At 74.4% G+C, this 22,264-nt stretch carries 19 protein-coding genes; 10 read left to right on the forward strand and 9 right to left on the reverse strand.

The window, feature by feature from the left end; all coding sequences use genetic code 11:
* The first annotated feature begins 65 nt into the window (after nt 1-65).
* The 3 genes from AC29IT_RS25675 to purE all read left to right on the forward strand — a co-directional run bounded on the left by AC29IT_RS25675 (nt 66) and on the right by purE (nt 2,782).
* A complete protein-coding gene (locus tag AC29IT_RS25675) occupies nt 66-863 on the forward strand; it encodes a hypothetical protein (RefSeq protein ID WP_488220374.1) in 798 nt (265 codons plus the stop codon).
* Nucleotides 864-914: 51 nt separating this feature from the next.
* The gene (locus AC29IT_RS25680; RefSeq protein ID WP_488220375.1) at nt 915-2,099 is read left to right on the forward strand and encodes a 5-(carboxyamino)imidazole ribonucleotide synthase; all 1,185 of its coding nucleotides are present in this window, start codon (nt 915-917) and stop codon (nt 2,097-2,099) included.
* 170 nt (nt 2,100-2,269) lie between these two features.
* Nucleotides 2,270-2,782: a 5-(carboxyamino)imidazole ribonucleotide mutase gene (gene purE / locus AC29IT_RS25685; protein WP_358442960.1), complete on the forward strand. Its 513-nt coding sequence runs from the start codon at nt 2,270-2,272 to the stop codon at nt 2,780-2,782.
* Between the two features lie 2 nt (nt 2,783-2,784).
* Here the strand turns inward: purE and AC29IT_RS25690 are convergent, their stop codons facing one another.
* From AC29IT_RS25690 to AC29IT_RS25705, 4 genes are all read right to left on the reverse strand, one after another.
* The gene (locus AC29IT_RS25690) at nt 2,785-3,048 is read right to left on the reverse strand and encodes a PqqD family peptide modification chaperone (RefSeq protein ID WP_358442917.1); all 264 of its coding nucleotides are present in this window, start codon (nt 3,046-3,048) and stop codon (nt 2,785-2,787) included.
* Nucleotides 3,026-4,951 carry an asparagine synthase-related protein gene (locus AC29IT_RS25695; RefSeq protein WP_488220376.1) on the reverse strand — a complete coding sequence of 642 codons (1,926 nt, stop codon included), beginning with the start codon at nt 4,949-4,951 and terminating at the stop codon, nt 3,026-3,028. The genes AC29IT_RS25690 and AC29IT_RS25695 overlap by 23 nt, the downstream gene beginning before the upstream one ends.
* A 2-nt stretch (nt 4,952-4,953) precedes the next feature.
* Entirely contained in the window at nt 4,954-5,130 is a 177-nt protein-coding gene (locus tag AC29IT_RS25700) for a hypothetical protein (protein ID WP_488220377.1), read from the reverse strand.
* Between the two features lie 144 nt (nt 5,131-5,274).
* Entirely contained in the window at nt 5,275-6,057 is a 783-nt protein-coding gene (locus AC29IT_RS25705; protein ID WP_358442909.1) for a thioesterase family protein, read from the reverse strand.
* 214 nt (nt 6,058-6,271) lie between these two features.
* Between AC29IT_RS25705 and AC29IT_RS25710 the strand changes: the two genes are divergently transcribed.
* Complete coding sequence (locus AC29IT_RS25710; protein WP_488220378.1) at nt 6,272-6,703, forward strand: DoxX family protein; 432 nt, start codon at nt 6,272-6,274, stop codon at nt 6,701-6,703.
* Nucleotides 6,704-6,844: 141 nt separating this feature from the next.
* On the opposite strand, the gene AC29IT_RS25715 is transcribed toward AC29IT_RS25710, so the two are convergent.
* From AC29IT_RS25715 to AC29IT_RS25725, 3 genes are all read right to left on the reverse strand, one after another.
* Nucleotides 6,845-7,558 carry a TIGR03089 family protein gene (locus tag AC29IT_RS25715; protein ID WP_358442904.1) on the reverse strand — a complete coding sequence of 238 codons (714 nt, stop codon included), beginning with the start codon at nt 7,556-7,558 and terminating at the stop codon, nt 6,845-6,847.
* 65 nt (nt 7,559-7,623) lie between these two features.
* Nucleotides 7,624-8,796, reverse strand: a complete 1,173-nt coding sequence (locus AC29IT_RS25720; RefSeq protein WP_358442901.1) for an LCP family protein — start codon at nt 8,794-8,796, stop codon at nt 7,624-7,626.
* A gap of 143 nt (nt 8,797-8,939) precedes the next feature.
* On the reverse strand, nt 8,940-10,391 hold the full coding sequence (locus tag AC29IT_RS25725) for an LCP family protein (RefSeq protein WP_488220379.1): 1,452 nt from the start codon (nt 10,389-10,391) through the stop codon (nt 8,940-8,942).
* A 780-nt stretch (nt 10,392-11,171) separates the two neighbouring features.
* Here AC29IT_RS25725 and rfbB point away from each other — a divergent pair.
* The 6 genes from rfbB to AC29IT_RS25755 all read left to right on the forward strand — a co-directional run bounded on the left by rfbB (nt 11,172) and on the right by AC29IT_RS25755 (nt 20,212).
* Nucleotides 11,172-12,161, forward strand: a complete 990-nt coding sequence (gene rfbB / locus AC29IT_RS25730) for a dTDP-glucose 4,6-dehydratase (RefSeq protein ID WP_488220380.1) — start codon at nt 11,172-11,174, stop codon at nt 12,159-12,161.
* Nucleotides 12,158-13,108: a dTDP-4-dehydrorhamnose reductase gene (gene rfbD / locus AC29IT_RS25735; protein WP_488220381.1), complete on the forward strand. Its 951-nt coding sequence runs from the start codon at nt 12,158-12,160 to the stop codon at nt 13,106-13,108. The genes rfbB and rfbD overlap by 4 nt, the downstream gene beginning before the upstream one ends.
* 462 nt (nt 13,109-13,570) lie before the next feature.
* The gene (gene lanKC / locus AC29IT_RS25740; RefSeq protein WP_488220382.1) at nt 13,571-16,111 is read left to right on the forward strand and encodes a class III lanthionine synthetase LanKC; all 2,541 of its coding nucleotides are present in this window, start codon (nt 13,571-13,573) and stop codon (nt 16,109-16,111) included.
* A gap of 147 nt (nt 16,112-16,258) precedes the next feature.
* On the forward strand, nt 16,259-16,405 hold the full coding sequence (locus tag AC29IT_RS25745; RefSeq protein ID WP_358442888.1) for a SapB/AmfS family lanthipeptide: 147 nt from the start codon (nt 16,259-16,261) through the stop codon (nt 16,403-16,405).
* 433 nt (nt 16,406-16,838) lie between these two features.
* Nucleotides 16,839-18,500, forward strand: coding sequence for an ABC transporter ATP-binding protein (locus AC29IT_RS25750; RefSeq protein WP_488220383.1), 1,662 nt, complete (start codon nt 16,839-16,841; stop codon nt 18,498-18,500).
* Entirely contained in the window at nt 18,494-20,212 is a 1,719-nt protein-coding gene (locus tag AC29IT_RS25755) for an ATP-binding cassette domain-containing protein (RefSeq protein ID WP_488220384.1), read from the forward strand. The genes AC29IT_RS25750 and AC29IT_RS25755 overlap by 7 nt, the downstream gene beginning before the upstream one ends.
* On the opposite strand, the gene AC29IT_RS25760 is transcribed toward AC29IT_RS25755, so the two are convergent.
* Both AC29IT_RS25760 and AC29IT_RS25765 read right to left on the reverse strand, forming a co-directional pair.
* On the reverse strand, nt 20,199-20,771 hold the full coding sequence (locus tag AC29IT_RS25760) for a sigma-70 family RNA polymerase sigma factor (RefSeq protein WP_488220385.1): 573 nt from the start codon (nt 20,769-20,771) through the stop codon (nt 20,199-20,201). The two genes, AC29IT_RS25755 and AC29IT_RS25760, sit on opposite strands and share 14 nt — an antisense overlap.
* Nucleotides 20,772-20,932: 161 nt before the next feature.
* Entirely contained in the window at nt 20,933-21,760 is an 828-nt protein-coding gene (locus AC29IT_RS25765; protein WP_358442879.1) for a hypothetical protein, read from the reverse strand.
* Nucleotides 21,761-22,264 lie beyond the last annotated feature (504 nt).

Below are 22,264 nucleotides of genomic sequence, written 5' to 3' on the forward strand. Positions count from 1 at the left end.
CCCTGCACGCAGTCTTCCGTCATGGTCGAACGCGCAGGTCGTCTCCACGGTGAAAGGGGGTCGGGATGAGCAACTGGATTCAGGGGTGCACGGGGATCGACCGCTCGTTGCGGAGGCGGTGGCGCACCGCGAGCCTCGCGGCGGGATGGCCGTTCCCCAGCGACTGGGGAGTGCGGGCGGTCGACGCGGTGTGCCGGGCGGTCGCGAACGAGGCGGACCTCGCCGAACCGCTGGGCAGGCTCGGCGCGGCCCGCGCGGAAGCCGGGGTCGGGCTGGCCGAGGCGCTGCTGGACGTGGCCGCGCTGCACGCGGCGCACACCGGTACCGGCGACGGGCTCGTCTCGCCGGACCAGGACTCGGTGCCCGCGTGGATGCTGCGGCCGCTGGTGCTCGGCTGGGCCGAGGTGCAGGCCGAGTACGCCGTGGGCCGCGAGGTGCAGGACCCGCTCACCGGGCTCACCACCGCGTCCTACCTGCGGACCCGGCTGCACGAGGTGTACCGCGGCGCGCTGGCGGCCGGCCGCACCGCGGACGAGGACCACGCGCTGATCACCGTGTCGCTGGACATCCCGCCGGACACCGGCGGATATCCGATGATGATGGCGATGGTGCTGGCCGCCGACGTGCTGCGGGAGGTGTTCGACGCGGGCGAGACGGTGTCGCTGCTGCGGCCGGACACCGCCGCGGTGCTCGCGACCCGGCGCCCCTGCCTGGAGGAGCGGTGCGAGCGGGTGCGCGCGCAGGTGCGGAGCAGCATCGCGGGCGACCCGGCGCTGCGGCCGGTCGGCCCGGTGCGGATCAGGCAGGAACCGCTGCCCGGCGACCCGGCCGCGGCCTGCGCGATGCTCGGCGCGCTGGACTGAGCGTTCCCGGTGGTCCGGGAGCCGGAGGGCGGGAAGTAGGCTCTCCTGCTCGTGGACCACCGCACACGCATCCCCGTCGTTGGCATGATCGGTGGTGGGCAGCTCGCACGGATGACCCACCAGGCCGCGATCCCGCTGGGCCAGTCCCTCAAGGTGCTGGCCGTCTCACCGCAGGACCCGGCGGCGCTGGTCGCGCCGGACGTGCAGCTCGGCGAGCACACCGACCTCGAGGCGCTGCGCACCTTCGCCGAAGGCTGCGACGCCGTCACCTTCGACCACGAGCACGTCCCGGGCGAGCACCTGCGCGCCCTCGTCGCCGCCGGGGTCGCCGTGCACCCCGGCCCGGACGCGCTGTCGCACGCCCAGGACAAGCTGGTGATGCGCCGCAAGCTCGCCGAGCTCGGCCTGCCGGTGCCGCCGTACGCCGAGGTCACCGAGGTCGCCCAGGCGCTGGAGTTCGGCGCCGAGCACGGCTGGCCCTGCGTGCTCAAGACCGCCCGCGGTGGCTACGACGGCCGCGGCGTGTGGATGCTGAACACGCCGGAGAGCGCGGAGCGCGTCGTCGGCGAACTCCTCGACGGCGGCGCCCCGCTGCTCGTCGAGCAGCGGGTGCCGCTGCGCCGCGAGCTCGCCGCGCTCGTCGCGCGCTCCCCGTTCGGCCAGGGCGCCGCGTGGCCGCTGGTGGAGACCGTCCAGCAGGACGGCATCTGCGTGCAGGTGCTCGCCCCCGCCCCGGACGCCTCCGAGGCGCTGCGGAACGAGGCGCAGAACATGGCGCTGCACATCGCCGAGGCGCTCGGCGTCGTCGGCGTGCTCGCGGTGGAGCTGTTCGAGACCGAGGACGGGCTCGTGATCAACGAGCTGGCGATGCGGCCGCACAACTCCGGGCACTTCAGCATCGAAGGCGCCCGCACCTCGCAGTTCGAGCAGCACCTGCGCGCCGTGCTGGACTACCCGCTGGGCAGCACCGAGCTCACCGCGCCCGCCGTGGTGATGGCGAACGTGCTCGGCGCGCCCACCGAACCGGCGATGGGCGTGGACGAGCGGATGCACCACCTGTTCGCGCGGTTCCCGCACGCCAAGGTGCACCTCTACGGCAAGGCGGAGCGGCCCGGCCGCAAGGTCGGCCACGTCACCGTCCTCGGCGACGACATGGCCCCCACCCGCCGCGAGGCGGAGCTGGCCGCGCACTTCCTGTCCACCGGCGAATGGGCCGACGGGCACCCCGTGCACTGACCGCACCGCAGGTGGACGGCCCGCTGGACCGGGTACGCCGGTCTGGTGGGCCGCTCACCTGGACGGATGATGGGATGGGCGGGTCGCGCCGCGGGCGCGGCGGCGGGCGGGCGCCCGCGGAGGACGAGCAGCGACACCGGGCGCGGACGCCCGGCGGGGAGGAACCGGAGATGGCGCAGGAACGGCCGCTGGTCGGCGTGGTCATGGGCAGCGACTCGGACTGGCCGGTGATGGAGGCCGCGGGACAGGCCCTCGCCGAGTTCGACGTGCCGTTCGAGGCGGGCGTGTACTCCGCGCACCGCACTCCGCAGCGGATGCTGGACTACGCCCGCGACGCCGCGGACCGCGGCCTGCGCGTGATCATCGCCGGGGCCGGGGGAGCGGCGCACCTGCCCGGCATGGTGGCCTCCGCGACGGTGCTGCCGGTGATCGGCGTGCCGGTGCCGCTGAAGTACCTGGACGGCATGGACTCGCTGCTGTCGATCGTGCAGATGCCCGCGGGCGTGCCGGTCGCGACCGTCTCGGTCGGCGGGGCGCGCAACGCGGGGCTGCTCGCGGTGCGCACCCTCGCCGCGGACTCCGGTGAGCTGGGCACCCGGCTGCGCGCCGCGATGGCGAGCTTCCAGGAAGGCCTGGAGTCGATGGTCCACGACAAGCACGAGGCGCTGCAGGCGCGCCTCTGACGTCAGCCGGAGGATTCGAGCAGCGCCGCGCCGCGCAGCCGCTCGACGATGGTGGTCACGTCGTGCCGGGCCACCGCCGCCGGGATCCGGTGGCGGTCGGCGAGCTCGCCCGCGATCCGGTCCGCGTCCTGCCCGATCAGCAGGCCGCGCAGCACCTGGGTGCCGGTGCGGTTGAGCAGCCAGCGCCGCCCGGTGCGCTCGTCGCGCAGCACGGTCTCCTCGCCGACGTCGGTCGGGTCGACGTCAGGACGCAGTCGCAGGGGCATCGGTCCTCCCGGTGGAACCTCGGGTCACGCCGCGCAGCCACGCCTCGCAGCCCAGCAGGTGCTCCAGCGCGACCAGGGTGCGCGGTTCCACGTGCGGCGCGAGCAGGTGCCTGCGCAGCACGCCGGTGTCGACGAGCCCGTGCGCGGCGAGCTCCGAGTCGGTGAACAGCGCCAGGACCGCGCCGCGGTTGCGGCGGAACCCGATGTGCGCGTGCGCCCCGATCCCGGCGTCCGGCCGGGCCGCGGGAACGGGCCGGTGCAGCACCGCGTCCGGTGCGGCGCCGCGGACGGCCTCGGCCAGCAGCGGTTTGTACCGCCAGGGTGACGCCCGTTCGGCCGGGCGTACCGCGATCGCGGCCTCCACCACCCGGTCGTCGTAGTAGGGCAGCTCCAGCCGCACCCCGGCCGCCGCGTACCGCCGGACCAGCCGCCGGTATCCGGGGGCGGCGGTGCGCAGCGCGGTGAGTAGCTGGTGCTGCCCGCGGTCGGCGGCCAGCGGTTCGGCGTCGGCGGCCGCGGTGCGCAGCGCGGTGCGGGCGGCGGCCACCGCGTCCGCGCTCGCCCACGGCGCCGCGCGCAGCGGGGCGATGCCCCAGTCCAGCGGGTTCCAGCCCGGCCCGGCCCGGTCCAGCCCGGTCCAGCCCGGCGCCGCCCCGTCCGGCGCGATCCCGCCCGGGAGGTTCCGGCCCAGCACCGAGGTGGCCGGCGCGGGCTCGGTGAGCCGGTCGGACTGCTCCCGCCACCAGTGCGCCACGTCGTGCGCGGCGAGCAGCGCCGAGACCGTCGGCAGCAGCGGCCAGTGGTGCAGCGCGCGATATCCGCGCAGCTGCCGGATCGCTTTCACCGGGCTCCTGCGCAGCAGCGAATGCAGATATCCCGGTGGCCCGCCGAATACCGCGTCCCCGCCGAATCCGGCGAGGTGCCGGCGCACTCCGCGTTCGCCGAGCAGTTCCGCGCACCGTCCCGCCGCCGCCATCCCGCGAAAGAGCGGAATGGGTTCTTCGTGGTCGGTGAGCCTGCCCGGATCGTCGAATGCGGCGGGAAGTTCGCGTGGGTCGAGCGCGATGTGCGCGCCGTCCGGAAATTGTCGCAGGTATTCGTCGACGAACCGGTTCGGCGATTTCTCGTCCGCGCTTTCCACGCGGGTCAGCGTGAGCAGTTCCGGTTCGTCCCGCGCGGCGAGGAAGCACAGCGCGGTCGAATCCATCCCGCCGGAGAGGTCCGCGCCGGTGCGCCCGTCCCCGGTGCGGACCGCGCCGTCGAGCGCCTCCCGGGTGCCGCGGGCGCCGCGGCGCAGCGCCACGTCCGGTTCCGGTGGCCGCCACCACCGCACCTCGCGGGCCCGGTCGGCATCGATCCGCAGGTACGAGTCCGGGGGCAGGGCCCGCACCCCGGACCACGCGGTGCGCCGGTCCAGCGGCGGCCCGGTCGGACCGACCGCCACCCGCAGCGCCAGCGCCCGCTCGTCGATGCCCGTGCCGGCCAGCTCGGCGAGCAGGTCGGCACGGTCACCGGCGATCGGGACGCCGCCGATCCGGGTGTGGAACACCTGGCGCAGCCCGGAGATCCCGCCCTGCACCCGCACCTCGCCGCGCACCGAGGCGGCCAGGTGCACCCCGCCGGGCAGCCGGTGCAGCACGGCGTCCAGGTCGGCGACGGAGCGCAGCCCGTGCACGATCGACGCGAGCCGGGTGGCGTCGATCGGGCAGGATCCCAGCAGCGCCACCCGGACCGGCCCGAGCGCCACCGGCACCAGGTCGTCGGTGCGGAAGCGGCCGACCAGCCACGGGTTCCCGGAGTCGTGCCGGAGCACGATCCGGCCTTGTGCGGGGAATCGGTCCACGACGTTCTTCAGGGCCGGTACGTCGGGCAGCACGACCCAGCCGGAGTGGTGTGCGAACATGCTCATTCCGCTCTCGAATCGGCCCGGGATGCGGCGTAGGGGGAAAACGGCGCCGTGGCCGGTTCCGGTAATTCCACGATTTCCACGAGCGCGGGGGTTTCGTAGCCGTCGGCAGTCGTCTGCTCGTCCATGAATTCCTCCACGGTGCGGTGCAGGCATGGATTCATGCCGATGATCACACTGCTAGGCGATCAGGTGAGGCACAATGCTTCCGGGGGGATGATGACCCCATTCGGTGAAATAAGTACTAGTCACGTAACGAATGCGCCGCGAAAAACTGCGTCGGGACCGTCTCGGCGGTGTCGCGACCGCGCTGCGCGGTCTCAGCCCAGCCGGTGCGCCAGCACCGCTTCGTGGGCCGTCCCGACCGGCCCGCGCTCGTCGAAGAGCCGGGCGCGGGCCACGCCGAGACCGGTGGGTTCGACGTCGCGCGCCATCTCCATGCCGAGCCACTCGCCCGCGGGCTCCCGGTGCAGGTACAGCGTGATGTCGCTGTTGATCCACGGGCCGAACAGCGAGCCGACGGGGCTGCCCGCGCTGATGCAGTCGACGAGGACGGCGACCTGGCTGAGCCTGCTGGTCGGTTCGTCGGGCAGCAGCGGCAGCGGCATCCGCATCCAGGCCTGGGTGGGGCCGCCCGCGAGCTGGTCGCGGACCCAGCGGACCTGCACGACGTCGTGCACTCCCCAGCGCAGCCCGAGCTCGGCGGGCAGCAGCGAGGAGTCCGGCACGCCCTGCGGTCCCGGGAACGGGGTGGGTTCGGCGGCCGGGTCGCCGTCGACCTCGCTGCGGCGCAGCACCTGCGCGGTGGCGCGGGTGACCTCGGTGCCGTGCTGGCTGAGGGTGACTTCGAGGACGCGCAGCCGCTTGCCGGCCCGCACGGTGCGGGTGCCGACGGCGATCCCGGTGCGGGGGACGGGCCGGTGCAGGTCGACGGTGAGCCGGGCGACGAACAGCTCGGGTTCGTCGAGGGCTTCTTCGACGGCGCGGGCGACGAGCCCGGCGACGGGGCCGCCGCCGGTGAGCTCGCCCCACGGGTTGCCTGCGGCTTCGGTGGGCACGAACAGGTCGCCTTCGCGGCGGAAGAGGCTCTCGTCTCGGCGCACGCCCGGATATTACTTGCCGGTATCTTACTTTGGGTAGGCCCGGTGGCCCGTCCCGTGGTGGCGCGGCGGCTGCGGCGTTCGGGTGCGTTCGGGCCGAGGCGTTCGGGGTGAAACCGGTGCGGGATCCGTGACCAGTTTCCCAGTTGAACTTTATTTGAAGGTTCACGTATATGCTGGGCGGCCGGAACCTCCCGAGCCCCCGAAAGGTGAGCCGATGCAGCACCGTCTCCGCGACCTCACGATCCTGCTGGCCAGGCTGGTGGTCGGCGTGACCTTCGTCTTGCACGCCTACCAGAAGTTCGTGCTCAACGGCATCTCCGGCGTCGGCGCCGGTTTCGAGCAGATGGGCATCCCGATGCCCGTCGTCGCCGCCGGGTTCACCGCCACCGTCGAACTGCTCGGCGGGCTCGCGCTCATCCTCGGCGTGCTGATGCCGGTGGCCGGTGTGCTGCTCGCCGCCGTGATGCTCGGCGCGCTCGTCACCGCGCACGCCAGCGCGGGCTTCTTCGCCACCGACGGCGGCTTCGAGTACGTGCTGGTGCTCGCCGCGACGGCCCTCGCGCTCGGCTTCAGCGGACCGAAGTACACCGTGCAGGCCCTGTTCACCGGCGGCGCGCAGGCCGAACGCGCCAAGGTCGACGCCTGACCGGTGCGCACCACCGCGCGGGCCGGTCGCCCGGCCCGCGCGGAGAGCTCCGGCGGGGGAGGCCGGACGGATCGTGCTCCGCGGCCGGGGCGGCACCGCTCGGTGGTGGCGCCGCCCGGGAGGGCCGCGGAGCACGGCCGGTCAGCCCGCCAGCTCGACCGTGACCTTCTCGTCCGCGCGCCGCCGCTCCGCCTTCGCCGGGTCCGGATTGCTCACCTGCACCAGGGAGCCCTGCGCGGACAGCACCGACAGCAGGCCGTCCAGCACCCCCTGCGGCAGCGTCCAGTTCCGCGCCGACAGCACCCGGGCCCCGCGGTCCACCCCCTGCTCGGCGGCGCGCCGCGACGCCAGCCCCAGCACCTCGTCCACGCTGAACTCCAGCAGCGCGGGCGCACCGCCCGGCACCGGGTCGCGCGGCACGAAGTCGTCGCCGTGCACCCGCACGTCCGTGGCGTAGTCCACGACCTCCGCGGGCAGCCCGCGCACCGGACCGCCCATCGCGTCCAGGCCGACCGCGGCCACCACGTGCGCGCCCGCGCCCGCATCCAGGGCCGAGCCCGGCACGAACGCCACCTCGGCGCCCTTCGGATCGGCGACCACGTGCGCCCCGCACCACCAGGCGCCCAGCAGCACCCCCAGCGTCTGCCAGTGCGCGGGCAGCGCCACCGCCACCGGGGCGCCCGGTTCCAGGTCGATCTCGTCGACCAGCCAGTTCGCCGTCTTCGCCGCCCAGTTCGCGGTGGTGGCCCTGGACAGCTCCACCCGCGCGCCGGTCGCGTCGTCGTAGTGCGTGATCAGCGGCCGCGGTGATCCGGCGGCCACCATCGGGGCCAGCAACGCCTGCGTGATGCTCATGCCGGGACCCTAGAACCCGCCGCGGCGGCCCGGCGAAGCGAGGTGAGCGGGCCCGTGCTCCGGGCTCAGTTGACGCAGGGGACGCCCGCGGAGCTGATCGCGGGCGACGGCGGGCCCTGCCGCCGCGCCGAACCGTCCAGGTCCAGCGCGGGACCCGCGCCGAAACCGGCGGTGGGCACCAGGTCCGCGACGAACCCCCGCACCTGCGCCGGATCCACCGTCACCACGCTCTGCCCGTGCTCGTCGCGGTCGCCGACCGAGCGCACCGGCAGCGTCACGAACCGCACGCTGCCGGAGGCCAGGCCCTGCATCCGCGCGGCGAACTCGGTGACGTCCCAGCTCTGGTCCAGCACCACCGAGCGCCGCGCCGCCTCCTGCAGCTCGCCGAGCTTCACCGGATCGGTGAGCGTCCCGGTGGACAGCAGCTTGTCCGTCACCGCCGCCAGGAACGCCTGCTGCCGCACGATCCGGTCCAGGTCGCCGCGCGGCAGCCCGTGCCGCTGGCGGACGAACGCGAGCGCGTCGCCGCCGGAGACGGTCTGGCGGCCCGCCGCGAAGTCCGCGCCCGAATCCTTGTCGCTGGTGGCGTGCCGCAGGCACACCTCGACGCCGCCGAGCGCGTCGGTCACCTCGTAGAACCCCAGCAGGTTCACCTCGGCGTAGCGGTCCACCCGGATCCCGGCGAGGCCCTGCACGCTCTGCACCAGCGCGCGCTGCCCGGCCAGCTGCGCGCGCCGCTCGGCGGCGGCGCCCGATCCGGGGTCCTGCCGGGACGCGGCCGCCTTCGCCAGCCCGTACACCGCGTTGATCTTCTGGGTGCCGCCGCCGGGCACCGGCACCGAGGTGTCCCTGGGCAGCGATACCGCCGTCGGCTGCGCGCCGTCGTGCGGGATCCGCAGCAGGATCAGCGTGTCCGTGTTGAGCCCGCTGGTGCTCTCGGTGCGCAGCTCGCGCAGCACGCTCAGCGGCAGCGGATCGCCCTGCGCGTCGGTGCGGCTGTCGTTGCCGACCAGCAGCACGTCGGTGGCGCCGTCGTCGGCGGGCGGCGCGTCGGGCGTCTCGGTGAGCACCTGGGAACCGCCGACCTCGTCGCTGAGCCGGTCCAGCGCGGTCCACCCGGCCGCGACGACCGCGAGCACGCACGCCGACAGCAGCGCGATCGCCGCCCGGCCGAAGATCCGCAGCGCGCGGCCCCCGCGCCTCCCCGGCGTCCCGGGGGAGTCCTGTTCGCCGGCCACGGTTCCTCCCCGATACTGCGGCCTGCCCGGCGGTCCGCCCCGACAGCGGCCCGATCCCGGAATTGATCCACTCTAACCGGATCACCCCGCCGGACGGGCCCGTTCCGGGCGCGTGGCGGGGTGATCGGCGGTGCGAGGAGGGATCAGTTCACGCAGGGCACTCCGCCCGCGTTGATCGGGCCGTCCGGTCCGTTCGGGTTCTGCTGGGCGGGCAGCGGCCGGGCCTGCGCGGGCCCGTCGAGCCGGATCTGCTTGCCACCGGCGAAGTTCTGCGTGCCCGGGCCCGCGTAGTCCGAGCCCAGGTAGACCTCCACCGCACCGGCGCTCAGGTTGCTGCTCTCCTTCAGCGGCAGCCCGCCGAGGGAGTCGGCGACCTGCTGCGCGGCGGCCTCGTCGCCGGACGCGTGGTAGACCAGCGAGGACGGCATCGAGTCCGCGTTGGAGCTGCCGCCCTGGGTGAAGCCCTCCTGGCTGAGGGTGCTGAGCACGTCGGCGGCCAGCCCCGTCTTGCCGGAGGCGTTGAAGACGCTGACCGTGGTGCCGCTGCGCTGCTCCTCGGCGGCCTTCTCCTCCTGCTCCTTCGCCTGGCGTTCCGCGGGCGGCAGCAGCAGGTTGTCCACGAACTGCTTGACCTCGCGCGGGTTCGCCTCGACGTCCTCGGCGCCGGATTCGCCGACCAGCTCGATCGGGATGGTCTGGAAGTCGATGTCGCCACCGGCGATGCCGGACATCTGCTGGGCGAAGTCCACCACGTCCCAGCCCTGGTCCAGCACCACGGACTTCTCCAGCGCCTGCATCAGCGCGCCGAGCTTGCTCGGGTTGCTCAGGGTGCCGGAGGACAGCATCTTGCCCGCGAGCCCGGACATGAACACCTGCTGGCGCACCACGCGGTCCAGGTCGCCCCGCGGCAGGCCGTGCCGCTGGCGGACGAAGGCCAGCGCGTCGGCGCCGGCGATCGTCTGCGGACCGGCGTTGAACACCGCGCCGGAGTAGGAGCTGTCGTCGACGTCGTCGAGCAGGCACACGTCCACGCCGCCGACGGCCTTGGTGATGTCGTGGAAGCCCAGCAGGTTCACTTCGGCGTAGTGGTCGATGCTGGCACCGGAGAGCTCTTCGATCGTTTTGATCAGGAACTTCTGGCCCTCGGCCTTGGACTGCAGCTCCAGCTGCCTGGGGTCGGTGACGCCCTCCTGCTCCAGCCGGTGGTGGGCCTCGCTCTTCGCGCGGCCGAGGGCGGAGTTGAGCTTCTGCTCTCCGAATCCGTTGCCGAGCTGGACCATGGTGTCGCGGGGGAAGGAGACCGCGCTGGCGCGTTGTCCGCCGTTGGGGATGCGCACCAGGATCATGGTGTCGGTGAGGTCGCCGCCCTCGTCGTCGGTGGTGCGCAGTTCCTTGAGCACTTCTTCGGGCAGCGGGTTCCCGTCGGCGTCGGTGCGGCTGTCGTTGCCGACCAGCAGCACGTCGGTGGCCCCGTCGGGCGAGTTCAGCCCGCTGCCGATCACATCGCTGCCGGAGAGGCCGTTGTTCAGGTTGCGCAGCGTTCCCCACGCGTAGCCGGTGGTGCCGAGCACCAGCACCGACAGCAGCGCGGCCACGGTGCGGCCGATGTTCCCGCCGGTGCGGCGCGCGGGGCGCGCGTGCTCGTCGGGTGGCGGGGGTGCGGGCGGTGCCGCGGGGTTGCGGTGACCGGCGGCGGCCGCCGCGGCCCGGCGGCTCGATCGGGACGGCCGGTCGGGTGCCGCGTGATCGCCGCGGGGGCGATCGGGCTTGGCGCGGTCCTTGGCCCGATCCGACTTGGCGCGATCGGGTGTGGCCCGCTCGGGCTTGGGACGGTCGGCCGGGGTCGGTCGACCGGGCTCGCCGCCTGCGGGTCGTCCGGCCGGTGCGCCGCCGGGGCGGGGCCTGCCGGGAGTGCCGCCGGCCGGGCCGCCCTTCGGCCCGCGCGGGGGGACGGGCCTGCCCGGCTGCCCTGGTGGGCCACCTGGCCGTCGCGACCGGTCGTCCACGCCGAATCCTCCTTGGGGCCTGCCTTGCGAGCGTTGCTCCTCGCCGGGGTGATGTCGGCGGGGTCACCGTGCAGGCTAACGGTGATCTGTCGCCGGGGTTGCGCGCGGGCGGGACCATCGACGTCACTCGAACGATGGACAGGGCTGATCACGCAGAGCACTGTCCGACCTCATTCTGCGTGGCGATCCGCGGCGCCCCACGAGCCCCTCCCGGCACTCCGGTAGCGGCCGGGAAACCCCCCACAACCGGTGCGCACGAGATCCGCGCCGGTACCGTGATCCGGCCGGTCGCGCGCGTGGCAGACTGCGGGCGACGCCAGCCCGGCCCGGATCATCGTCCGGTCCGGTCGCCTCTTTCGGGAAGGTGCCATGCGAGTTCTGATCACCGGCGGTGCCGGTTTCATCGGGTCGCACTTCGTGCGGCAATCGCTCGGCGGTGCCTATCCGGACCTCGCGGACGCCGAAGTCGTGGTGCTCGACAAGCTCACCTACGCGGGGAACAGGGAGAACCTGCGCCCCGTCGCGGAAGACCCGCGGCTGCGGTTCGTGCAGGGCGACATCTGCGATCCGGAGCTCGTCGCCGACCTGATGCGCGGGGTCGACCTGGTGGTGCACTTCGCCGCCGAGTCCCACGTGGACAGGTCGATCCTCGGCGCCTCCGACTTCGTGCGCACCAACGTCCTCGGCACCGACGTGCTGCTGCAGGCCGCGCTCGCCGCCGAGGTCGGCAAGTTCGTGCACGTCTCCACCGACGAGGTGTACGGCTCCATCGACGAGGGCTCCTGGCCCGAAGCGGATCCGCTCGAACCGAACTCGCCGTACTCCGCCGCGAAGGCGGGCTCGGACCTGCTGGCCCGCGCCTACTTCCGGACCCACGGCCTGCCGGTGTGCGTGACCCGGTGCTCCAACAACTACGGGCCGTACCAGTTCCCGGAGAAGATGCTGCCGCTGTTCATCACGAACCTGCTGGACGGGCGGCAGGTGCCGCTCTACGGCGACGGCGGCAACGTGCGGGACTGGCTGCACGTCACCGACCACTGCCGCGGCATCCGGCTCGTGGCCGAATCCGGGCGGCCGGGCGAGGTGTACAACATCGGCGGCGGCACCGAGCTGACCAACCGACGGCTCACCGACCGGCTGCTGGCCGAACTCGGCGCCGACGAGTCGATGGTGCGGCCCGTCGAGGACCGCAAGGGCCACGACCGCCGCTACTCGGTGGACCACACCAAGATCAGCACCGAGCTGGGCTACCGGCCCGTCGTCGACTTCGACGAGGGCCTCGCCGACACCATCCGCTGGTACCGGGAGAACCGGGCCTGGTGGGAACCGCTGAAGCAGGCGGCGACGATCAGCCGATGACGGAACGGGAAGCGGGCCCGATCACCGGCCCGGACGAGATCGCGCTGCTGATCCCCGGCGGCCGCGGCCAGCTGGGCCGCGAACTGCGCCGCCGCGCGCAGGGCAGGCTCGGCCTCGTGCACGCGCCCGGCTCCGGCGAGCTCGACGTCCGCGACGAGCAGGACGTCACCGACGAGGTGGACGCGTTCGCCGAGACCGCGCGGGACAACGACCTGCGGCCCGTCGTCATCAACGCCGCCGCGCACACCGCGGTCGACGCGGCCGAAGGCGAACCGGACCGGGCCGCGGCGATCAACGAGGCCGGGGCCGCGGCGCTGGCCCGCGCCTGCGCGGTGCGCCGGGTGCCGCTGGTGCACCTGTCCACCGACTACGTCTTCGACGGCACCGCGGACGCGCCCTACGAACCGTCGGACGAGACCGGGCCGCGCACGGTGTACGGGCGCACCAAGCTCGCCGGGGAGCGCGCGGTCCTCGCCGCCGCCGAGCGGGCCTGGGTGGTGCGCACCTCCTGGGTGTACGGCGCCGGGGGCGGGAACTTCGTCAAGACGATGGTGCGGCTCGCCGGCGAGCGCGAGCAGGTGACCGTGGTCGAGGACCAGATCGGCGGACCCACCTGGACCGGTGACCTGGCCGCGGGCCTGCTGGAGCTGGCCGGGCTGCTCGTCGAGCGGCGCGACCCGGCGGATCGGGTGCTGCACTGCACGAACTCCGGGCAGGCCAGCTGGTACGAGTTCGCCCGCGCCGTGTTCGCCGAGATCGGCGCCGACCCGGACCGGGTGCTGCCGTGCGGCACCGCCGACTTCCCGCGGCCGGCGCCGCGGCCCGCCTACTCGGTGCTGTCCCCGCGCGCGTGGCGCGCGGCCGGGCTGGGCCCGCTGCGGGATTGGCGTTCGGCGCTGGCGGCGGCGTTCGAGGTGGACGGCGCGGCGCTGCGCGGCGAGGACTGACGCGGGCTCGGTGCCCGTTCCCGGCCCGCCCACCGTTCTCCTGGTCCGCCCACCGTTCTCCCGGTCCGGCCGCGGTTCTCCCGGTTCGGCCCTTCGTCCCGGCTCGAATCCGGTCCGGGCTTGCGGCCGACGGCCTCGCGCGCCGCGTTCGCGCATTCGCCCGGCCGTTTCGTTGCTCCTGCATTCGATTCGAGCCGTTCGGTTTCCGATTCACCATTACCGCTGCCAGCGACCGTGTTACAGGCGAACGGGTGATCGTTGCTCCGGATCGGCGCGAGAACCGCTGCGGTACTTAGCGGTAACGATACCGAAGTAGTCACTCTTCGAGCCTAGTGCGATCACTTGTTCGGCGGGTTGGCAGCGAGTTCCCGGCATGAGGAAATTTCACCGCGGCCGGTGAAGTATCGGGCCGACTGGAATGTCGCGGAAATCGCATGATCTGCGCTCGGAGAAAGGTATGCCATGGACTTCCGGTACGAAGCATTCTGCTTCGCCGATCCGCTGTTCTTCGACGAGCAGAACGGCGCTTCCGGTGGTCCCGGCGAATACGCGCGGCTGCTCGAACTCCCGGAGGTCCCCAGCTGGTCGGACGCCACCGCGGGCGGGTGGCGGATGCTGCGGCCGCGCGGCGTCGACCTGCCGTCCCAGGGCTGGAAGGTGCACGTGTCGGCGACCCTGGAGAACGCGGAACGCGTGCTGCGCATCGTCGGCGGACATTGCCTGCGCAATCGGATCGCGTTCAAGCACCTGACCGGTCGCGAAGTGCTCCTCGCCCGCAACTCCAAATACGCGTCGCGCTCGTCGAGCGGGAAGTTCATGACGCTCTACCCGGTCGACGACAATCATCTCGAACGCATTCTGCTCGAACTGTCCGGGCCGCTGGGCGGTGAATCCGGGCCCTACGTGCTGAGCGATCTCCGCTGCGGTGCGGGCCCGCTGTACGTGCGCTACGGCGGATTCGAACAGCGCTGGGTGGAAGTCGACGGAACCCGGGTGCTCGCCGTCGAACGACCCGATGGCGCCCTCGTTCCCGATGCGCGCGGACCCGGGTTCTCGGTGCCCGACTGGGTGCGGCTGCCCGCATTCCTCGAACCGCACCTGGCCGCCCGCCGGGGCGACGGATCGACCCGGTTCCCGTACCGGGTGACGTCCTCGATGCACTTCTCCAACGGCGGCGGCGTGTACCGCGCCACCCGGGAATCCGACGGGCTCGACGTGGTGCTCAAGGAGGCCCGGCCGCACGCCGGGCTGGACCGCGACGGCACCGACGCCGAAGTCCGGCTGCGCCGGGAGCACCAGGTGCTGCGGCACCTCGACGGCGTTCCCGGCGTGCCCGCGGTGCACGAGCTGTTCACCGCGTGGGAACACACCTTCCTCGCGCTCGAACCGGTCCCCGGTCGCAACCTCGGCTCCTGGCTGGCCCGGAACTACCCGCTGACCCGCAGCGGCACCACCGCGGAAGACCTCGCCGACTACGCCGACCGCGCGCTCGCCCTGCTCGACCGGGTGCGCGACCTGATCGACCGGGTGCACGCGCGGGGCGTCGTGTTCGGCGACCTGCACCCGCTGAACGTGCTGGTCGACGAGGACGATTCGGTGGCGCTCGTCGACTTCGAGATGGCCGAGCCGGACCCGGACGCGCCGCGGCCCGCGCTCGGTGCGCCCGGCTTCCGCGCCCCGCCCGGCTGCAGCGGCACCGAGGTGGACGGGCACGCGCTCGCCGCCCTCGCGCTGTGGATGTTCCTGCCGCTGAACGCGCTGCTGGAACTGGCGCCCGGCAAGCTCGACGCGCTCGTCGACGTGGCGCGGCGCCGCTTCCGGCTGCCCGCCGAGTACGGCGGGGCGCTGCGGGACCGCCTGCTGCCCGCCGGCGCCGCACCCGCCACCACCGAACTGGACCAGCCCGCGCCGGACTGGGGCATCGTCCGCAAAGGACTCGCCGAAGGCGTGCTCGGCAGCGCCACCCCGGCACGCGCGGACCGGCTGTTCCCCGGCGACATCGAGCAGTTCCGGGTCGGGGGCACCGGCATCGCCCACGGCGCCGCGGGCGTGCTGCTCGCGCTGGACGTCGCAGGCGCGGGCCGCTACCCGGAGCACGAGCAGTGGCTGCTCGACGCGGTGCGCCGCACCCCGCCGCAGCGGCCCGGCCTGCTCGACGGCGCGCACGGCACCGCGCACGTCCTCGACCACTTCGGGCACCGCGAAGCCGCGCGAGAACTGGTCGACTCCGCCGCCGGGCTCACCGCGCAGACCACCGGCCACGGCTACGGCGCCGGACGGGCGGGCATCGCGCTGAACCTGCTGCACCTGGCGCACCGCTGGGACGACGGGGAGCTGCTGCGGCGCGCGGTGCACCTGGGCAGCAGGCTCGCCGACGAACTTCCCGCCGCCGCACCACCCGGCGAGGTGGGCCGGGCCGGGCTGCTCGACGGCTGGTCCGGGCCCGCGCTGCTGTTCGCGCACCTGCACGACGTCACCGGGGAGCGCGCCTGGTTGGACCTGGCCGACCGGGCGCTGCTGCGCGACCTCGACGAGTGCACCCACCTCGACGGCGGCGGCCTCCAGGTGCGCGACGGCGGCGCCCGAACCCTGCCGTACGCGGGAGTCGGCAGCGCGGGCATCGCGCTCGTCGCCGAAGAGCTCGCGCTGCGCCACCCCGATGCCGAATGCCTGCGGCGGCAACCGGAACTGCTGACCGCCTGCCTCGGCGAATTCGTCATCCACCCGGGACTGCTGCACGGCCGCTGCGGGTTGCTCGCGGCGCTGGCCGCGGCGAACCGGCGGCTCCCCGACCCGGAGCGGACCGCGGCGATCGGCACCCACCTCGCCGCGCTCGGCTGGCACGCGCTGCCGATCGGTGACGGCGGCATCGCCATGCCCGGCAACCAGCTGCTGCGGCTGTCGATGGACGTCGCCACCGGCGGCGCCGGAGTGCTCGCCACCGTCGCCGCCGTCCTCGACGGGCACGGCAGGGTCCTGCCGTTCCTCGGCACCGCGCCGTGAGCACCGCCGTGAACAGCGCGGCGAACACCGCTGTGAACCGCGCCGTGAGCACCGCCGTGAGCACCGCGCACCGGCCGGGCGACCGGCACCACGAACTCCGGGCGGAATCCCGCCCGGTCAACGAAGGAAACGACGGAAGGAACGACCATGGAGATGGTCCTGCAGCTCCAGGAGCTCGAAGCCCAGCACGACGCCTCGTTCGGCGGTGGCGGCGGTGGCGGCGACAACGGCAGCAACCTGAGCCTGCTCGCGAGCTGTGCCAACAGCACGGTGAGCCTGCTCACCTGCCACTGATCGCGGCGTCGCCCGCCTCGTACCGCGCGGGGGTCAGGTGGCGGAGCTCCGACGACCCGCTCGAACCAGTGCGGCGAGCCCACGTCCGGCGGCCCACCCGCCGGACGGCGGGACCGCCTCCGGGAGCAGGTCGTCGCGGAACCGCGACGGTGCCGGTCGCGACCGGTGGGCACCGGTCGGCGCACGCGCCGGCCGAGCGACGGCACCACGCGGAGCACGATCCCGAGGCAGGCGACGGGTGAGGAGCAGCCCCGGCACCCCACACGGTGCCGGGGCTTTTCCCTGCTGTGCCGGGGGTTCTTCTTCCTCGGTGGTCGGGTGGTGGAACCTCGGCGGTTCCCTCGCTGCGGGATCGCCGACGGGTGCTGGGACGTCGCGGGTGATCGGGGGTGTTCGCCGCGGTGGTGGGGATCGGGATGGAGGAGGACGGCGGATGGTGGACGACGAGCGGGTGCTGCGGGACGCGGTGCGCGCGCAGCGGGGGCCGGTGCTGCTGCTGGTGCTGACCGCGCTGGCGGCGGCGGGCTGCGCGCTGCTGGTGCCCGCGGCACTGGCGCGGACCGTCGACGCGGCCGTCGCCGCCGCGGGGAGCGGTACCGCCGGACCGCTGCTGGTCCTGCTGCTGCTCGGCTGCGGCGGGATCGCCGCCCAGGTGCTGGCCGTGCTGCTGTCGGCGCGGATCACCGCCGCCACCACGGCCCGGCTGCGCACCGGCCTGGCCGAGCGGCTGGTGCTCCTCGGGCACCGCGGCGGGTTCGCCGCCGGGGACGCGGTCAGCAGGCTCACCGGGGACTGCGCGGGCGCGGGCGCGATCACCGCGACGTTGGTGGAGCTCACGACCTCGGTGCTGCTGTCCGCGGGAGCGCTCGGCGCGCTGGTGCTGCTGGACTGGCGGGTGGCGCTGGTGTTCGTGGTGCTGCTGCCGCTCGTGGTCCTGCTGGCCCGGTCGCACCTGCGCAGCACGGCCGCGGACCTGCTCGACTACCAGGAGGCGTCCGGCGAGCTGGGCGCCCGGCTGCTCGACGCGGTCACCGGGCTGCGCACCATCGCCGCCGCCGGGGTCGCCGAGCAGGAGGCGCAGCGGGTGCTGCGGCCGCTGGCGCGGCTCGGCGCGGCGGGCGCGGGCACTTGGCGCACCCAGGCCCGGTTGATGTGGCGGGCCGGGTTGTTGCTGCCGCTGGTGCAGATCGCGGTGCTGGGCGCGGCCGGGATCGGCGTGTTCGCGGGCAGGCTCAGCGTCGGCGAGGTGCTCGCCGCGTTCGGCTACGCCACCGCGGGCATGGCGGTCGTGCGGCAGTCGGCGCTGTTCACCGCCCTGTCGCGCGCCCGCTCCTGCGCGCGGCGGATCGCGGAGGTGCGCGGGAGCGCACCGGATCCGACCGGCACCCGGGTGCTGCCGCCGGGGCCGGGGGAGCTGCGCGTCCGCGGTGCCGCGGTCGACGAGGTGCTCGACGGGCTCGACCTGGTGGTGCCCGCGGGCACGATCGTCGCCGTCGTCGGGCGTTCCGGTGCGGGCAAGTCCACCTTCGCCGAACTGCTCGCCGGGCTGCGCCCGCCGGACCGGGGCCGGGTGCTGCTGGACGGGGTGCCGGTGGCGGAGCTGGACCCGGCGGCGGCGCACGTCGGGGTGGCCTTCGCCCGGCCGGCGCTGCTCGGGAGCACGGTGGCGACCGCGGTGTCCTACGGGGCCGTCGAAGCCGACGTGGCCGCCGCCTGCCGCGCCGCCCAGGTGCACGACCTGGTGACGCGGCTGCCCGACGGCTACCTCACCCCGCTCGCCGACGTCCCGCTCTCCGGCGGGGAGGCGCAGCGGCTCGGGCTGGCCCGCGCGCTGGCCAGGACGCCGCGGCTGCTGGTGCTCGACGACGCCACCGCCAGCCTGGACACCATCACCGAGGACCGCGTGGAGCGCGCCATCACCACCGCGCTGCCCGGCCGCACCCGCGTCGTGGTCACCCACCGCGCGGGCACCGCGCGCCGCGCCGACCTCGTGGTGTGGCTCGACGAGGGCCGGATCCGGCGCGCCGCCCCGCACGCGGAGCTGTGGGCCGACCCGGACTACCGCGCCCTGTTCACCGAGGAGGCGCCGTGCTGATCGGCGAATACCGGCGGGCCCTGACCGGGCACCGGCGCGGCTGGGCGGTGCTGCTGGCCTGCTCCGCGCTGGAGGCCGCGCCCGCGCTGCTGTCCGGGACGTTCGTGCGCAACGCCGTCGACCGCGGGTTCGCCGCCGGCCGGTTCGACGTCGGCGCGGCCTGGCTGCTCGCGTTCGCCGCCGCCGCGGTGCTCGGCGCGACCGGGGTCCGGTTCGTGTGGCGGCGCATCGGCGCCATCGTGGAACCGCTGCGGGACGTGCTGGTGCGCCGCGTCGTGCGCGACGTGCTCGCCGACACCGTCCCGCCGCGCGGCGGACCGGACGCGGCGGGCGTCGCCCGGATCACCCAGCACGTGGAGGTGGTGCGGGACGCGACGGCGGGACTGCTCGTGCAGGCCAGAGGACTGCTGGTGTCGGTGGTCGCCGCGCTCGCCGGGGTGGCGGCGCTGGACCCGCTGCTGCTGTGGCCGGTGGCGCCGCCGGTGCTGCTGGCGATCGCGCTGTTCGGGTGCTCGCTGCCCGCGCTGGCCCGCAGGCAGCGCGGCCTCGCCCTCGCCGACGAGCGGGCCGCCACCCGGGCCGGGGCGGTGCTCACCGGGCTGCGCGACGTGGCGGCCTGCGGCGCGCAGCGGCAGGCGATCGGCGCGGTGCGCGCCGCGGTGGACGAGCAGGCCGCGGCCGCGGTGCGGATGTCCACCGCCGCCGCGCTGCGCACCCTGATCATCGGCGCCGGGGGACTGCTGCCGGTGCTGCTGGTGCTGGCCATCGCACCGTGGGCCGTCGACGCGGGACGGCTCACCGCGGGCGCGGTGCTCGGCGCGCTGGTGTACGTCACCGGCACCGTGCAGCCTGCGCTGCACGGGCTGGCCGCCACCACCGGATCGGTGCTGCTGCGGCTGCTGGTGGCGCTGCACCGGCTCGCCGAGATCGGCCGCGAGGAACCCGCGGACCGGCCGCGCGGCGTGCCGAACGGACCGGAGGTGCGGGCGCGCGGGCTCACCCACCGGTGGGGCGACCACGCCGAACCCGTGCTGTCCGAACTGGACCTGGACCTGGCCCCCGGCGATCACCTGGCGGTCGTCGGACCCAGCGGCATCGGCAAGTCCACCTTCGCCGGGCTGCTCACCGGCACCACCGCGCCCACCGGCGGCTCGGTGCGCATCGGGGGAGTGGAAGTCGCCGAGCTCGACCCGGCGCTGCGGCACCGGCTCATCGCGTTCACCCCGCAGGAGACGTACCTGTTCGCCGGTACGGTGCGGGAGAACCTGGCGCTGCTGGCGGCCGGGAGCACCGACGAGCACCTGCTGGCCGCGGCAGGCGAAGTCGGAGCCGCCGACCTGGTCGGCGCGCTCGGCGGGCTGGACGGCGCCGTGCGGCACGGCGGCACCGGCCTGTCGGCGGGGCAGCGGCAACTGCTCGCGCTGGCCAGGGTGCACGCGAGCGCGGCGCCGATCGTCGTGCTCGACGAGGCCACCGCGCACCTCGACGGCCCCGCCGAAGCCCGCGCCGAACGCGCCTTCGCCGCCCGCGGCGGGGTGCTGGTGGTGATCGCGCACCGGCTCGGCTCGGCGCGGCGCGCGAACCGCGTGCTGCTGCTCGACGGCGGCGGCGCCCGGCTCGGCGCACCCGACGAACTGCTCGCCGGCTCCGCGACCTACGCCGAGCTGGTGCGCGCCTGGGACGGCGTCCCGCCCGACCTCAGCGGACGGTGAGCAGGCAGTCCCGCAACCGGATCAGCCCGTCCCGCAACCGCGTCTTCACCGTCGCGGCCGGGGCGGCCAGCCGGTGCGCCGCCGCCCGGTAGTCGAGCCCGCAGTAGTAGGTCAGCGCCACCGCCTCCCGCTGCAACGCGGTCAACCCGGCCAGGCAGCCCCGCACCTCGCAGTGCTCGCCGCGGATCAGCACCGCCTCCACCACCGAGTCGTGCGCGATCTGGTGCGAGCGCGCCGCGAACCGCAGCTCCCGCGCCCGCGCCGCCCGCACCGAGCGCAGCCGGTCCACGGCCCGCCGGTGCGCGACGGTGAGGACCCAGCCGATCGCGCCGCCGCGCTCCGGCCGGTACCGGGCTGCGGTGCGCCACACCTCCACGAGCGCCTCCTGGGCGACCTCCTCCGCCTGCGCGTCGTCGTCGAGCACGTCGCGGGCCGCCGCGTGCACGAGCACCACGACCCGGTCGTAGAGCAGCTCGAACGCGCGCTGGTCGCCCGCGGCCACCCGGAGCAGCAGTGCGTCCGGTCCGTCCCGCGCCCCCGCGCCCTGGGGCTGCCGCATCCGATCTCCCGTCCCGTCGTCCGCCCGTACTCCCGGTGTTCGGTGCCGACCGGGGCGGCGACGGGCCGAAACGGTGATCCGGCCAGGAACGGCGCGAATCGGGCGCCCGCGAAGAAGGCCACCGGGCACTGCCCGGTGGCCTTCCCGCTGCGTCGGCCGGATCAGATGCCGAGGCCGCCGGTCAGGTCCTCGACGGTGCCCTCGACGCCGCCGACGGGGCCGTCGGCACCGGTCAGCGGGGCCGTCAGGTCCGCCATCGGGGCGACGCCGCCGACCACGTCGTCGACCGGCAGCTCACCGGTGACGTCCTGCACCGAACCCATGACGCCGCCGCCGTCGACGCCGCCGAGGTCCAGCCCGCCGGTCAGGTCACCGGCGCCGGTGAGGTCCGAGAGCTGACCGGTCAGGTCGCCGCCCTGGACGCCGCCGACGGTGTCCTCCAGGCCGCCGACCACGTCGGTGACGCCGTTGCCCGCGACGTTGCCCGCGTTCAGGTCGCCGGTCAGGCCGCTGATGTCACCGGTGTTGATGTCGCCGACCAGGCCGACGTCGTTGCCGTTGCCGACGGGCGCGCCCAGCTGGTTGTCCGAGCCGGTGCTGTCCTCGCTGCGGGACATCTCGGTGCTGTTGCCGCTGTTCTCGGTGGACTGCTCGTCGGTGGTGCGCGCCGTCGGCGACAGCAGGCCTTCGACGTCGCCGAGCGCGGTGAAGATCTCCGGGGTGGCCATGGTGCTCTCCAATTCGTCGGGGCCGTTCGGGAGGAACGGCATCAGGGCGTCCGCGGGTGCGCCGTGGCCGTCGGCGGCGAGCGCCACCAGCCCTGGGGGCAGGGCTCGGGTGAACTCGTCGACGACCTCGACCGGTGCGAGGTCGAGGGCCAGGGAGGCGGCGTGCACCACGTCCGCACCGCTCAGCTCGGGCAGGCCCGCCTGGTCCAGGAACGCGCGCGGTTCGGCGGTGAACTCGGCGCGCGATTCCGCGCCGGTCACCACTCTCCGCAATATTTCGTACACCGTGTCCACGGTTCGCACGCTCCGTTCCCAGGGATTCCGCACGAGCGGGGCGGAACGGTTGTGGCGAAGTCATCGGTACCCGCCGCACAGCCTCGTCCGAGCCTGCCAGGACTCGGATTCCGGGGACCGATCGCACCGCGACCCTCGCGCCGCCGACCCGTTCCGCCCGTGGTCACCACGCTAGGAGAGCTGCGGGAAGCAGGACATGGGGGTGATCCCCGTACGGTTTTCCGCTATTAGGGGATCGGGTGCGAACTGATTCTCCAGCGGCAGATCAGGAACGCGGCGGGAAATCGATTGGTCGATTTCCGGTGGGATTCGACACCGAGTTCCGGCGGCGTTCCCCATCGATTCGGATAAACATCGCGCGGGGACCGATCGATCGGGCCCGCGGCTACGAAGGAATGCGGTGCCGGGTGCTGCCACGGCACCTTCGCACGGATCGCGGCCGCCGCGGTCACGGTCCGGGAGTGCCGGGAT

The sequence above is a fragment of the Saccharopolyspora sp. MMCC62 genome, from assembly GCF_057736575.1.

Excerpts from the sequence above, each read along its gene's own strand:
- AC29IT_RS25690 (WP_358442917.1), bottom strand. The coding sequence starts at position 3,048 with ATGCCCCTGCGACTGCGTCCTGACGTCGACCCGACCGACGTCGGCGAG.
- AC29IT_RS25710 (WP_488220378.1), top strand. The coding sequence starts at position 6,272 with ATGCAGCACCGTCTCCGCGACCTCACGATCCTGCTGGCCAGGCTGGTG.
- AC29IT_RS25760 (WP_488220385.1), bottom strand. The coding sequence starts at position 20,771 with ATGCGGCAGCCCCAGGGCGCGGGGGCGCGGGACGGACCGGACGCACTG.
- AC29IT_RS25715 (WP_358442904.1), bottom strand. The coding sequence starts at position 7,558 with ATGAGCATCACGCAGGCGTTGCTGGCCCCGATGGTGGCCGCCGGATCA.
- AC29IT_RS25675 (WP_488220374.1), top strand. The coding sequence starts at position 66 with ATGAGCAACTGGATTCAGGGGTGCACGGGGATCGACCGCTCGTTGCGG.
- AC29IT_RS25750 (WP_488220383.1), top strand. The coding sequence starts at position 16,839 with ATGGTGGACGACGAGCGGGTGCTGCGGGACGCGGTGCGCGCGCAGCGG.
- rfbD (WP_488220381.1), top strand. The coding sequence starts at position 12,158 with ATGACGGAACGGGAAGCGGGCCCGATCACCGGCCCGGACGAGATCGCG.
- purE (WP_358442960.1), top strand. The coding sequence starts at position 2,270 with ATGGCGCAGGAACGGCCGCTGGTCGGCGTGGTCATGGGCAGCGACTCG.
- rfbB (WP_488220380.1), top strand. The coding sequence starts at position 11,172 with ATGCGAGTTCTGATCACCGGCGGTGCCGGTTTCATCGGGTCGCACTTC.
- AC29IT_RS25745 (WP_358442888.1), top strand. The coding sequence starts at position 16,259 with ATGGAGATGGTCCTGCAGCTCCAGGAGCTCGAAGCCCAGCACGACGCC.
- lanKC (WP_488220382.1), top strand. The coding sequence starts at position 13,571 with ATGGACTTCCGGTACGAAGCATTCTGCTTCGCCGATCCGCTGTTCTTC.
- AC29IT_RS25695 (WP_488220376.1), bottom strand. The coding sequence starts at position 4,951 with ATGTTCGCACACCACTCCGGCTGGGTCGTGCTGCCCGACGTACCGGCC.